This is a genomic window from Qipengyuania flava, assembly GCF_011762005.1.
GTDB lineage: Bacteria > Pseudomonadota > Alphaproteobacteria > Sphingomonadales > Sphingomonadaceae > Qipengyuania > Qipengyuania flava.
Window position 1 is genome coordinate 254,657 of sequence record NZ_JAASQU010000002.1, and the last position, 11,532, is coordinate 266,188.

The following is an 11,532-nucleotide window of genomic DNA, read 5'->3' on the forward strand; positions in this document are numbered from 1 at the left end:
GACGGTTTCATGATTTTCGACCGCTATCGTTTCAACGAACAGCTGGCGATGGAACTGGGGGAGAAAATCCTTCTGGCCCTCGTCGCGCTGCTGATCACCTGGCTCGTCGCGCGCGCAGCCAAATGGGCTTTTGCCAAACTCGTCGACACTGTCGATTTCTTCAAGCGCGGGACCGGCAGTGGTCAGTCGCTGGGTGAATCGCTGGGCAAGATCGTCAGCCTGCTGGTCTGGCTGTTCGGTCTGCTGATCGTGCTCAACATCCTCGAACTGGGCGGGGTCGCCGGACCGATCGACAGTCTGCTCGAGAATGTCGTCGCCTTCTTGCCCAACTTGCTGTGGGCGGGACTGATCTTCTTCATCGGCATCATGGTGGCGCGGATCGTCCGCGACCTCGTCGTCACGACGCTGCAGACGGTCGATTTCGACAAATGGGCAAATCGCGGCGGGGTCGACAATGTCACGGGCAATTCGGCCATCAGCAAGACCATCGGCACGATTGTCTATGTGCTGATCGCGATCCCGGTCGCCATTGCCGCGCTCGAACAGTTGGGAATCGATTCGATCAGCGCCCCCGCTTCGGAGATGCTGCGGATGATCTTCGCCGCAATTCCGAACATCATCGCTGCCGCGATCCTGCTGGGCATCGGTTATCTCATCAGCAAGTTCGTGGTCCAGATCGTCAAGGAAGTGCTGCCCGGCCTCGGGGTCGATCGTGCACTGGCCGAAAGCGGGCTGGTGAGCGAAGGAACCACGGCATCAGGCATCATCGCCCGCGTGGTCCAGGTCGCGATCGTGCTGTTCTTCGCGATTGCCGCCACACGGCTGCTCGGTTTCCCCGAGCTGACCGCGATCCTCGACCAGCTGCTCGAACTGGGTGGCCGGGTGATCTTCGGGGCAGTGGTCATCGCCTTCGGCTTCCTGATCGCCAATCTGCTGGCCCGACTTATTTCGGGTGATGCCGGCGGCACCACGGCCGCGACCATCGTGCGCTGGGCGACGATCATCCTGTTCGTCTTCATGGGGCTGCAGTTCACCGGCATCGGCGGAATGATCCCGGCCAATGCGCTGACCATCCTTATCGCGGGCATCGCCGTGGCCGGGGCGCTCGCCTTCGGCCTTGGCGGGCGCGACTGGGCGGCGCGCAAGCTCGAACAGATGGATAGCGATCTGGGTGGTGCCACGGCACCCGCAGCTAAGCCCAAGCGCAAGGCCAAGCCCGCCCCCGAAGCGAATGATCCGCTGCCGCCGGGCGCGTAACGCAAGACGACCCTTCGGTATCGCACAAGGGCGCGGGAAGTCATTCTCCCGCGCCTTTTTCGTGATAGGCGGCCGACACATCGACAGGAGCAAGAGATGAGCACATTCGGATTCGAAAGCACGGCGGACGAAGTCCTCGCTGGCAAGGACCTTCACGGTCGCACCGCGCTGGTAACCGGCGGCTATTCGGGACTGGGCCGGGAAACCGCCCGCGCCCTGGCTGCTCGCGGCGCGCACATCATCCTGGCAGGTCGCGACGCGACCAAGCTATCGGCCGCTTCGGACGAAATCGCCGACCAGACGGGTGCCACCATCGATACGTTGGTGTGCGACCTCGCATCGCTCGACAGCGTGCGCGCGGCGGCGAAGGAGGCCTTGCAACGCTTCGACAAGATCGACCTGCTGATCAATAATGCGGGGGTCATGGCTTGCCCGCTCCAGCGCACGGCGGACGGGTTCGAAATGCAGTTCGGCACCAACCATCTGGGCCATTTCCTGCTGACCAACCTGCTGCTCCCGCTGATCGAGAAAGGCGAGGAACCGCGCATCGTCAATCTGTCGAGCCGCGGGCATCACATCACCGGGGTGGACTTCGACGACCCCAATTTCGACAGCCGCACCTACGATCCGTGGCTGGCCTATGGCCAGTCCAAGACGGCGAATATCCTTTTTGCGGTCGGCATCGAGCGGCGGCTCGGCGATCGCGGCATCCATGCTTATTCGCTGCATCCGGGTGGCATCCACACCAATCTCGGCCGCCATATGAGCGAGGAGGAAACCGCCGCGCTGATCGAACGGATCCGCAAGGCCGCGGAAGAAAGCGGCGAGGAACCGCAACCGTTCAAGACCATCCCGCAAGGCGCGGCGACGACCTGCTGGGTCGCCACCAGCGACGAACTGGCCGGACGCGGCGGGCTCTATTGCGAAGACTGCCATGTCGCCGAACAGGACGACGAAGACGCGATGGGCGGTGTGCGCAGCTATGCGGTCGATTCCGCTAAGGCCGAGCAGCTCTGGGCCATGAGCGAAAGGATGGTCGGCGAAACTTTCGCTTATTGATCGACCCGCTCGACGAGACCGTCACCGATCCAGCGCGCCAGCATCGCGCCGGCTTCGGTGACGGCCCGTTCTTCGCCGAACTTCGCGGCAAGCGCGCCGCAAACCCGCCCGAATCCTGCACCCTCGCGGAAGGCTGCCAGCGCCTCACCTTCCCATGGCGGGCGCAGCACAAAGACGGGACGTTCGCTTTCACGCCAGACGATCACGCTATGCGGCTCGGTCAGACAGTCCGCTTCGCAGTCGCTCTCCCCATTGCCGAGCTTGTGCCACATCCGTGGCAGGTCGCGGCTGGTCCGCAGGAGATGCATCGATGCGACGAAGACGAGTTTCAGCCCGTCCCATCCTGCCTCGTCCCAGTGCGCGGTCGCTGCGGCGAAAGCGGGAGCATCGAGCGGCACAGCATCGCGTGCGACGAAAGCTTCCTGCATCGCCCATTCGAGCGCGGCGAGCTCGGCGACATCTGGATCGTCGCGAAACAGTTCGGCGCATGTGGCGGAAAAACCTGCACCGACCTGATCGAGCGTCCAGCTCGACGGGGGGTGCGTGATGCAATGGTGCGCGGCGGCGCGCGCAAAAGCCGCCTCGCCCGCCAGAACCTCGGTCCGCGGGTATGTATCGCGCAGCGTGTCGATCAGCCCGCCGCGGTAATTGTTGCGATAGATAGCCAGCCCGCGCGCATGCCGCACTTGCCAGCCGGCGGGCAGCGGGGCTTCCTCGTCGAGGAGAGCGGCAAGGAATTCCTGTTGGCGCCGCGCGAGACCGCTCACGCCGCATTCGCCTGCGAGAGGGAAGCTTGCCCCACTGAACGCGCGCGACCCAGTTCGCGCAGCAGTTCGGGCAACGCCGGGATATTGGCGTCGCGTTCGATCATCGTCGCTACCGGGCCCAGCTTGGCGATAACGGCGGCGTAAAGCGCCCACACGCCATCGGCTACGGCGCGGTCGTGCGTGTCTACGATAATCGTCCCCGGTTCGTGCCCCGCGAGATGGATTTGCCGCACGCTTTCGAGCGGCAGGCCGCCGATGTAGTCGCGCATTGAAAAATCGTGGTTGTGCGCGCTGACATAGATATTGTTGACGTCGAGCAGCAGGTAGCAGCCCGTACGGCGCACCATCTCGGACAGGAATTCCCATTCGCGCATCTCGTCTTCGGGAAAACTGAGGTAGCTCGACGGGTTCTCGAACAGCATGGGCCGCCCGAGCGCCTCCTGCGCCCGTTCGACATTCTCGCAAACGACATTCAGCGCCTCGGTCGTCAGCGGCAGAGGCAGGAGGTCATGGCTGTTGTGCGCACTGGTGCGGGTCCAGCAAAGATGGTCGGACACCCACAGCGGTTCGATCCGGTCGGCCAGTGCGCGCAGCCGCGCGAGATAAGCCTCGTCGACGCCATATGCCGAGCCGATCGACAGCGAAACGCCGTGCAGGACGACATCGTGCCGGCTGCGCACCTGCTCCAGCACGCGGAGCGGCTTGCCGCCGTCGACCATGAAATTCTCCGAGATCACTTCGACGAAATCGACCGGGACCGGGCCCTCGAGGAAATCGGCATAGTGATCCTTGCGCAGGCCGAGGCCAAAGCCGGAGTAAGTCTCTATATCGTTCATGTCGTCTGTTCCCGAAGAGGAACGACGACCCGGCGGCTGCAAGGGGCTGGGGGAGGCCGCCGGATCGCCGAAGGCGTGCGATCAGCCGAGGTCGCCGATCGTTCCGCCCTTGGCGAGGCAATCGCCGGCGGTCATCGCCTTGAAACCGTGGCCCTTGCAGGCATTCTGGCCCTTGCAGTCATGCTCGGCGGTGGCGCAGTCCGACTGACCCTTGCACGAATGCACATCGTAGCAATGCACCGTATCGTCTGCGGCGAGCGCGCGCCCGCTGCTGCCTGCGGGCGGTTCGGCGGCGAAAGCGGCCATCGAGGAGAGGGCGAATGCTGCGGCGGCAGCGGCGGCGGGTTTGCGAATGGTGGTCATGATGTGGATTCCCTCATCTCGAGATGCGCAGGAATTGCGCATGCCTTGGTCATTCGCTGCTCCCGCCCCGCCGGTTACAGCGCGAATTTTTGGTGATCGCCTGTAACGCGGCGGTGTGGAAGCACGAATGACCGCACAGTTTCGGCAATCAAGCCGGGACGCCCCCCGTCACTTTTCGAGAGAGGTATTGTCCCATGACCACCCAGCCCATCGCCCGCCTCACGGGAATTGCGCTGACCGCCAGCATCGCCGCAGGCCTCGCCGCCAGCCCCGCAGCCGCGCAGAAGAAACCCGCGCTGGAGAAGTGCTACGGCGTCGCCAAGGCAGGCAAGAACGATTGCGCAGCGGGCCCCGGCACCAGCTGCGCGGGTACCTCGACCCGCGATTACCAAGGCGATGCCTGGAAGCTCGTACCCAAGGGCAGCTGCGAGAAGATCGCCACTCCCAAGGGCAAGGGCTCGCTCAAGCCGATCAAGCGCTGATCTTTCGCGCACCGACCTGCTGAGGGGGCCCACTATGCAGACCTTGCTCGATCGCTATGACCGCCTGACCGCCTGGCTGGCCTCGCGCTTGCCCGAAGGACTCGCGCTGCTGCTCACCCGCGTGGCGCTGGCGGAGATTTTCTGGCGGTCGGGCCGCAGCAAGGTCGAGGAAGGCACGCTGCTGTCGATCGGCGAACAGGCCTATTTCCTGTTCGAGTACGAATACACCGGCCTCCCCATCCCCCCGGCCATCGCCACCCCGATGGCCACCTGGGCCGAGCACCTGCTTCCGATCCTTCTGGTGCTCGGCCTTTTTACCCGGCTTTCCGCGCTTGGCCTGCTGGCAATGACCCTGGTGATTCAGCTGTTCGTCTATCCCGATGCCTGGTGGCAGACACACGTGCTATGGAGTGCGATGGCGGCCGTGCTGATCGCACGCGGCGGCGGGATGTTTTCGCTCGACGCGCTGGTTGCGGGCCGCCGCGGCAATGGGGAAGGCGAACGCGGGAGGCAGCAGCTATGATAGCCGACGAAGCCAGCCTCGCGCATCTGATGGCCGCGGCGCAGAAAGGCGATGCGGCCTCCTATCGCGTGCTTCTGGCCGAAGTCCAGCTATGGCTCGAACGCTATTTCCGGCGCCGGGTGGCCCCCGCGCAGCTCGACGACCTGGTGCAGGAAGTCATGGTCGTGGTGCATGCCAAGCGGGCCACCTGGGACCCGACGCGCGCCTTCCTTCCCTGGCTGGCCGCGATCGCGCGCTATCGCTGGATCGACCACTTGCGAAAAGTCTATCGCAAGGCCGAGGACGAGCTTGGCGACCACGACTTTGCCGAGGACAGCGAGGAAGAAGCGGTGATGGCACGCATGAGCCTGGAACGGCTGTTCGTCCACCTGCCAGCAAAGCAGTGCGAGGTTATCGAACTGGTCAAGATCGACGGGCTGTCGATCGCCGAAGCCTCCGCCAGAACCGGCCAGAGCGAGAGCCTGGTCAAAGTGAATATCCACCGCGGGCTGAAGAAACTGTCCGCACTCGTAGAGAAGGCCGACTGACATGAACCGGCTTCCCAATGCCCTGATCGACGAACTCGTCGACGATCTCGAACCCGTCCGCCCGATGAAGCTGGCTCATGGGATCGGCCTGATCGCGCTTGCCGCGCTGGTCACGATCGGGCTGGTCGAACTGCTCGATGGCCTGTGGCGCGGCATTCTGGCGGGCGAAGCCTCCGCCTATTACTTCATTGCCAACGGCATGCTCGGCCTGCTGGGCGCGGCGGCCGCGCTGGCGGTGCTGCGGATGGCTTCGCCGCGGGTGGGCAATACGCAGGAGGGCGCGCGCTGGGCGCTGGCGATGTTCGCCCTGCTGCCCGCAGTGGCTGCGATCACGCTGGGGCTGCAGGGCCGGTTGCAGCAGATCGGCGCCGATCCCTATGGGCTGTCCTGCTTCCTTGCCGGATCGGTATTCTCGCTGCTGACCTTTGGCGCGCTGACCGCCTGGCTGCGCCGCGGTGCGCCGGTTTCGCCCTCACGTGCGGGGATCTACACCGGCATTGCGGCGGGGGCGATCGGCAGCTTTTCCTACGGGCTCGCCTGCCCGATCGACACGCTCGGCCATCTCGCAACCTGGCACACGCTGCCGGTGGTGCTGGGAGCCTTCGCGGGCCGCGCTGTGGTGCCGGGATTGGTGCGCTGGTGAAGCTGCGAGGGCGATTGGCGCGCGTCATTGCCCCTTAACATCGAGCGCTCTATATCGCCCGCATGTCTTCCATCCGTCCGTGGCGCATGATCGAGCGCCGTCCTTCCCGCCAGATCATGGTCGGCAGTGTGCCGGTCGGCGGCGATGCGCCGATAACCGTCCAGACGATGACCAATACGCCGACCGAGGATGTCGGTGCGACGATCGACCAGATCCGTCGCTGCGAGGATGCGGGCGCGGACATCGTTCGCGTGTCATGTCCGACGGCGGAATCGACCGAGCATTTCGACAGGATCACGTCGGCGGCCAACGTGCCGATCGTCGCCGACATCCATTTCCACTACAAACGCGCGCTCGAAGCGGCGGACAAGGGTGCCGCCTGCCTGCGCATCAACCCGGGCAATATCGGCAGCAGCCAGCGGGTTGCCGAAGTGGTGCGCGCGGCCAAGGCCAATGGCTGCGCCATCCGCATCGGGGTCAACGCAGGCAGCCTCGAGAAGGACCTGCTCGAGAAATACGGCGAGCCCTGCCCCGAGGCGCTGATCGAGAGCGCGCTCGATCACATCAAGCTGCTGCAGGACCACGATTTCCACGAATTCAAGGTGGCGGTGAAGGCAAGCGACGTGTTTCTTGCGGTGGCCGCCTATCACGGACTTGCCGAGGCGGTGGACTGCCCGCTTCATCTGGGCATTACCGAAGCCGGGGGTCTCGTCGGCGGCACGGTCAAGAGTTCGATCGGCATGGGCAGCTTGCTATGGGCAGGGATCGGCGACACGATCCGCGTGTCGCTTTCGGCCGAACCCGAACAGGAAGTGAAGGTCGGCTACGAAATGCTCAAGGCGCTGGGCCTGCGCACCCGCGGCGTGCGGGTGGTGTCGTGCCCGAGCTGCTCGCGGCAGGGCTTCGACGTGATCCGCACGGTCGAGACGCTCGAGAAACGGCTCGAGCACATCAAGACGCCGATGAGCCTTTCGGTGCTCGGCTGCGTGGTCAATGGCCCGGGCGAAGCGCGCGAGACCGACATCGGCATAACCGGCGGCGGCAATGGCAAGCACATGGTCTATCTCGCCGGGGTGACCGATCACCACGTCCAGAGCGACGATATGCTCGATCATATCGTCAGGCTGGTCGAACAGAAAGCGGCACAGATCGAGGCGGGCGAAGCGGTCGCATTCGACCCGCACACGGCGCCCGCCGAAGCCGCCGAGTAGCGCCCTTTACCCCGATTTAAGCCTGTCGCTGCTAAGCGGTCGGCATGCGCGAAGCCGTCTTCCTGACCCTTGCCGTGGCGGCTTTCGTCGGCTTCGTCTTCGCCCCCGACGGGGCGGATGAACCCGAAAATGCCGCAATTTCCCAAGCAGAAGCGGAACGCGTTCCGGGCGGCACGGGATCAGATCCGGCGCGCTATGCCGCCTGGGCGGCCGGGTCGATCGACCTAGCGCGTGCCGCTGACGGGCATTTCTATGCCGACACCACGGTCAATTCGGCACCGGTGCGGCTGCTGGTCGATACCGGCGCCAGCGTTGTGGCCCTGACCGCCACGGATGCGCGCGCGGCGGGCCTGACATGGTCCGCAGCGGAGATCGAGATAGTGGCGCAGGGAGCCTCGGGACCCGTCGCCGGCGTTCCCGTGACGCTCGACAGGGTCGTCCTGGGCGGCCACGAAGCGCGCGATGTCCGCGCGGTCATCGTGCCCGAGGGACTGGCGATTTCGCTGCTCGGCCAGAGCTTCCTCGCCACCATCGACCCGGTCCGGATCGAGCGCGACCGCATGGTGCTGGGCGGCTGAACACGCCGCCCCGTCGCAATGTTCATGGCGCGGCCACGCACGGGGTGCTAGCTTCACTTGCATGAACCGTCGTGACCTCATCAAGCGTTCGCTCACCGCCACCGCGGCGGTGGCGCTTCCCGGCCGCCTTTTCGCTCAAGCCAATCCGACCGCCGCGCGCGACGCCAGACTGATGGGCATCGCCCGCGACGAACTTGCCCGCGTCGGCGCGCAGATCTGGCGCCGGGATATCGTAGGCATTGCCGATTTCGGGCTGCATTCGGCGCACAAGCGCTTCCATTTCGTCGATCTCGAGAACGAGCGCGTAGTGAGCTATCATGTCAGCCACGGCACCGGTTCGGATGACGAACATGACGGGTGGCTCAAGCGCTATTCGAATATCGAGGGCAGCGAGGCTTCGAGCCGCGGCGCCTTCATGACGCGCAGTTGGTATGTCGGGCGCTACGGCACTTCGATCCGGCTCGACGGGCTCGACCCGACCAATTCCAACGCGCTGCCCCGCGCGATCGTCATGCATCAGGCGAATTACGCCACGCCCGAACATGTCGACCGCTGGGGGCGCCTCGGCCGCTCGAACGGCTGTTTCGCCATGGGGCCCGAGCAGTTCGATCGCGCGCTGATCGACCTCTCGGGTGGGCGCCTGCTGGTCTCGGGCAGCTATGGCATCGCCGAAGACGGCAGCACGGTGACGCCGCCGGTTGCGCAATACGATCTGCTCCGCCGCGAGGATGGGACAACCTTCAGTCGCACCAATCCCGGGGTTTTCTGACGCCTGTCAGGTGGTCTGGAGGTCGTCGACGATCTCCACCGCCTCCTCGCTCGTCTTGCGTGCGCGGTCACGCTGGCGCGGGGCGTCGAGCGCAGCAAGCACCGGCGCATCGCGACCATAGATGTCGTCGAACTTGCGCAGTTCGCCGTTCACGTCGAGCCCGTAGGTGAAATAGGTGATGTAGGCGGGCCACTGCTTTTCCATCGGATAGCGCGTGTATTTGCCCGAGGCGGTGATCTCGGAAACCTCCTGCTGGATCGCCGGCAGTTCCTCGCGGCTGTCGGCATTGCCGAGCATGGCCATGGTCATCGCCAGTTCGCGCGCACCCTGGACGCGGATGCAGCCATGGCTGAGCGCGCGGCTGTCACGCGCGAACAGCGCCTTGGCGGGCGTGTCGTGGAAGAAGATCGCGTGCGGATTGGGCATGTCGAGCTTCATCAGGCCGAGCGAATTGCCCGGCCCCGGCTGCTGGACGACGGTGACCCAGCCATTGGCTCCCTTGGTCGCCTTGTAGCCATTGGCCCGCGCCCAGCCGGGATTGTTGAGCACCTTGGCGCCTAGCCCTTCGCCCTTCACGATCGACTGCGGCACCGTCCAGGTCGGATTGAAAATCACCGCCTCGACCATTTCGGCGAGCTGCGGGGTCGCGGTGCGGCCCGGCTTGCCCACCACGACGCGGTAGTTCTTGATGATCCGGTCGTTGACCGTGAGACGCAGCTGGTATTCGGGCACATTGGTCAGCAGGTACTGCTTGCCCAGATCGCGTGCGAGCCAGCGCCAGCGGTCCATATTGGCGCGGATCAGCTTGCGCTTCGCCGGGTCGGTGGTGCGCGCCAGCTCTTCCTTGAGCCGCGCGTAATCGGGCGAGACCGGGTTGAGCCCAGCAAGCGTGCCCGCGATGTCGCCGCTTGCGACCGCCGTTTCGAGCAACACATGCGAGGGCAGCACGTCGGGATCGGGATCGACCACGAACCATTGGCGGCGCGCATCCATCGGCGTGCGACCGTCGCGCAGATCCTCGACCAGCCAGACGAATATTTCGCTGGCGGTCTCGTTCAGCGTGGTTCCCGGCCCCTGCGCGATCGCGGCGGAGAGCGCTTCGGCACGATAGTCCGACGGCACCAGCCCCTCGGCGGCAACGGTGGGGATGAAGGCGAGCAATTGCTTCGCCTGTGCCACGTTCCATTCGCGGACCAGCACCGGGAGTTGCTGAACCACTTCACCCGAAGACATGCGGATGTCGTCGAAACTGTCCTCCACGCTCGGCTGCGGTGCCGGGCGCGGGGCGTCCCTCGTATAGTCGGGCAGCGGCTCGGTCACCCGCGCGGGTTCGGGCGGCAACAGGTCTTCGGGCGCATTGTCCTGCGCGAGAATCGGGTTTGCACACAGCGCCGCACCGATTGCGGAACCGAGAATCAGACGATAGCGTGTCATAAGTCCTACCTGATGCGCGGCGCGCCACAGCGACGCGCGCGACGGGATAATAGCCCAATGATTTCAGCTAATCCAATATTCGGGCTTTCACGAGCCTGAATTGGTCGTGACCGCTTGATTGCTTGTCGATAGGGCGCAGGGATGACCCGCGACCAAGCCTTCCTGCCGATCCTGATGGCGGCTCTGGCAGTGGCGAGCCTGTCGCTGATGGACGCCTTCATGAAGAGCGCCGCGCTGGCGGTGGGCGCGCTGACCGCGGCATGGCTGCGGTCGCTGCTGGCAACGGGCATCGCGCTGCCGCTGTGGCTCGTGCGCGGGGGTCGCTGGCCGAGACGCGAAGTGCTGCTGCTCCATCTCCAGCGTTCGACCGTGGCGACCTTCATGGCGCTGACCTTCTTCTATGCGCTGACCAAGCTGCCGATCGCCGAGGCAATCGCGATCAGCTTCGTCGCCCCGCTGATCGCGCTCTACCTGGCGCGTATCATGCTGGGGGAGACCATCCGGCAGCAGGCAATCCTCGCCTCGATCCTCGGCTTTGCGGGGACGCTGGTGATCGTCGCGGGCAAGATCGGCCAAGCCGATTTCGACCGCGACACCGCGCTGGGACTGGTTGCGATCCTGAGTTCGGCGATGCTCTATGCCTACAGCTTCATTCTGATCCGCCGGCAATCGCAGGTCGCCGGACCGGCAGAAATCGCCACGTTCCACTCGGGGGTATCGGTGCTGATCCTGGGCCTCGCGATACCGTTCCTGTTCGATATGCCCGAAACCGCCGTCCTGCGCGATCTCGGTGCCGCAGCGGTGCTGACCGTGATCGGCGCGATGGGGCTGGCCTGGGCCTATGCCCGCGCCGAGGCGCAGGTGCTGGTGCCGCTCGAATATTCGGGTTTTCTATGGGCATCTTTGTTCGGCTGGCTGTTCTTCGCCGAAGAGCTGACGCTTCCTACCGCTGCGGGGACCGCAATCATCATCGCAGCATGCTGGCTGGCGACACGCGGGCGGCGCCCACCACCGCCGATCGAGCAGGTCTGACGCAATCGCCGCCCCGGACGCAGGACGCGAGTCCGTAGCGGCAAACCAGGG

General features: G+C 65.1%; 14 protein-coding genes. 10 read left to right on the top strand and 4 right to left on the bottom strand.

Annotated features, from left to right (window positions below; genetic code table 11):
• Positions 1–9 precede the first annotated feature (9 nt).
• Entirely contained in the window at positions 10–1,257 is a 1,248-nt protein-coding gene (locus tag FHS69_RS07880) for a mechanosensitive ion channel (RefSeq protein WP_067499217.1), read from the top strand.
• Positions 1,258–1,353: 96 nt separating this feature from the next.
• On the top strand, positions 1,354–2,316 hold the full coding sequence (locus tag FHS69_RS07885; protein WP_166777263.1) for an SDR family NAD(P)-dependent oxidoreductase: 963 nt from the start codon (positions 1,354–1,356) through the stop codon (positions 2,314–2,316).
• On the opposite strand, the gene FHS69_RS07890 is transcribed toward FHS69_RS07885, so the two are convergent.
• The 3 genes from FHS69_RS07890 to bufA2 form a co-directional block, all read right to left on the bottom strand.
• Positions 2,310–3,083, bottom strand: coding sequence for an HvfC/BufC family peptide modification chaperone (locus FHS69_RS07890; RefSeq protein WP_166777264.1), 774 nt, complete (start codon positions 3,081–3,083; stop codon positions 2,310–2,312). The genes FHS69_RS07885 and FHS69_RS07890 overlap by 7 nt on opposite strands.
• Positions 3,080–3,919, bottom strand: coding sequence for an MNIO family bufferin maturase (bufB, locus tag FHS69_RS07895; protein WP_166777265.1), 840 nt, complete (start codon positions 3,917–3,919; stop codon positions 3,080–3,082). The genes FHS69_RS07890 and bufB overlap by 4 nt, the downstream gene beginning before the upstream one ends.
• An 81-nt stretch (positions 3,920–4,000) precedes the next feature.
• Positions 4,001–4,282 carry a BufA2 family periplasmic bufferin-type metallophore gene (gene bufA2, locus FHS69_RS07900; RefSeq protein ID WP_067673940.1) on the bottom strand — a complete coding sequence of 94 codons (282 nt, stop codon included), beginning with the start codon at positions 4,280–4,282 and terminating at the stop codon, positions 4,001–4,003.
• A gap of 194 nt (positions 4,283–4,476) precedes the next feature.
• Here bufA2 and FHS69_RS07905 point away from each other — a divergent pair, with 194 nt between their 5' ends.
• The 7 genes from FHS69_RS07905 (at position 4,477) to FHS69_RS07935 (ending at position 9,015) form a co-directional block, all read left to right on the top strand.
• Positions 4,477–4,764, top strand: a complete 288-nt coding sequence (locus tag FHS69_RS07905; protein ID WP_166777266.1) for a BufA1 family periplasmic bufferin-type metallophore — start codon at positions 4,477–4,479, stop codon at positions 4,762–4,764.
• A gap of 34 nt (positions 4,765–4,798) precedes the next feature.
• A complete protein-coding gene (locus FHS69_RS07910; protein ID WP_166777267.1) occupies positions 4,799–5,287 on the top strand; it encodes a DoxX family protein in 489 nt (162 codons plus the stop codon).
• Positions 5,284–5,814 (top strand): sigma-70 family RNA polymerase sigma factor, encoded by a 531-nt coding sequence (locus FHS69_RS07915; RefSeq protein WP_166777268.1) that lies wholly within the window; start codon positions 5,284–5,286, stop codon positions 5,812–5,814. Before FHS69_RS07910 ends, FHS69_RS07915 begins: the two co-directional genes overlap by 4 nt.
• A gap of 1 nt (position 5,815) precedes the next feature.
• Complete coding sequence (locus FHS69_RS07920; protein ID WP_166777269.1) at positions 5,816–6,457, top strand: DUF1109 domain-containing protein; 642 nt, start codon at positions 5,816–5,818, stop codon at positions 6,455–6,457.
• Positions 6,458–6,519: 62 nt separating this feature from the next.
• The gene (gene ispG, locus FHS69_RS07925) at positions 6,520–7,668 is read left to right on the top strand and encodes a flavodoxin-dependent (E)-4-hydroxy-3-methylbut-2-enyl-diphosphate synthase (RefSeq protein WP_166777270.1); all 1,149 of its coding nucleotides are present in this window, start codon (positions 6,520–6,522) and stop codon (positions 7,666–7,668) included.
• Between the two features lie 44 nt (positions 7,669–7,712).
• A complete protein-coding gene (locus FHS69_RS07930; RefSeq protein WP_166777271.1) occupies positions 7,713–8,246 on the top strand; it encodes a retropepsin-like aspartic protease family protein in 534 nt (177 codons plus the stop codon).
• A gap of 61 nt (positions 8,247–8,307) precedes the next feature.
• Positions 8,308–9,015, top strand: a complete 708-nt coding sequence (locus FHS69_RS07935; RefSeq protein WP_166777272.1) for a murein L,D-transpeptidase catalytic domain-containing protein — start codon at positions 8,308–8,310, stop codon at positions 9,013–9,015.
• 6 nt (positions 9,016–9,021) lie between these two features.
• On the opposite strand, the gene FHS69_RS07940 is transcribed toward FHS69_RS07935, so the two are convergent.
• Entirely contained in the window at positions 9,022–10,449 is a 1,428-nt protein-coding gene (locus FHS69_RS07940; protein WP_166777273.1) for a L,D-transpeptidase family protein, read from the bottom strand.
• A 141-nt stretch (positions 10,450–10,590) separates the two neighbouring features.
• On the opposite strand from FHS69_RS07940, the gene FHS69_RS07945 reads away from it, so the two are divergent.
• Entirely contained in the window at positions 10,591–11,481 is an 891-nt protein-coding gene (locus FHS69_RS07945; RefSeq protein WP_166777274.1) for a DMT family transporter, read from the top strand.
• The last annotated feature ends 51 nt before the right edge of the window (positions 11,482–11,532 follow it).

Excerpts from the sequence above, each read along its gene's own strand:
- FHS69_RS07880 (WP_067499217.1), top strand. The coding sequence starts at position 10 with ATGATTTTCGACCGCTATCGTTTCAACGAACAGCTGGCGATGGAACTG.
- FHS69_RS07885 (WP_166777263.1), top strand. The coding sequence starts at position 1,354 with ATGAGCACATTCGGATTCGAAAGCACGGCGGACGAAGTCCTCGCTGGC.
- bufB (WP_166777265.1), bottom strand. The coding sequence starts at position 3,919 with ATGAACGATATAGAGACTTACTCCGGCTTTGGCCTCGGCCTGCGCAAG.
- bufA2 (WP_067673940.1), bottom strand. The coding sequence starts at position 4,282 with ATGACCACCATTCGCAAACCCGCCGCCGCTGCCGCCGCAGCATTCGCC.
- FHS69_RS07905 (WP_166777266.1), top strand. The coding sequence starts at position 4,477 with ATGACCACCCAGCCCATCGCCCGCCTCACGGGAATTGCGCTGACCGCC.
- FHS69_RS07910 (WP_166777267.1), top strand. The coding sequence starts at position 4,799 with ATGCAGACCTTGCTCGATCGCTATGACCGCCTGACCGCCTGGCTGGCC.
- FHS69_RS07915 (WP_166777268.1), top strand. The coding sequence starts at position 5,284 with ATGATAGCCGACGAAGCCAGCCTCGCGCATCTGATGGCCGCGGCGCAG.
- FHS69_RS07920 (WP_166777269.1), top strand. The coding sequence starts at position 5,816 with ATGAACCGGCTTCCCAATGCCCTGATCGACGAACTCGTCGACGATCTC.
- ispG (WP_166777270.1), top strand. The coding sequence starts at position 6,520 with ATGTCTTCCATCCGTCCGTGGCGCATGATCGAGCGCCGTCCTTCCCGC.
- FHS69_RS07930 (WP_166777271.1), top strand. The coding sequence starts at position 7,713 with ATGCGCGAAGCCGTCTTCCTGACCCTTGCCGTGGCGGCTTTCGTCGGC.
- FHS69_RS07935 (WP_166777272.1), top strand. The coding sequence starts at position 8,308 with ATGAACCGTCGTGACCTCATCAAGCGTTCGCTCACCGCCACCGCGGCG.
- FHS69_RS07940 (WP_166777273.1), bottom strand. The coding sequence starts at position 10,449 with ATGACACGCTATCGTCTGATTCTCGGTTCCGCAATCGGTGCGGCGCTG.
- FHS69_RS07945 (WP_166777274.1), top strand. The coding sequence starts at position 10,591 with ATGACCCGCGACCAAGCCTTCCTGCCGATCCTGATGGCGGCTCTGGCA.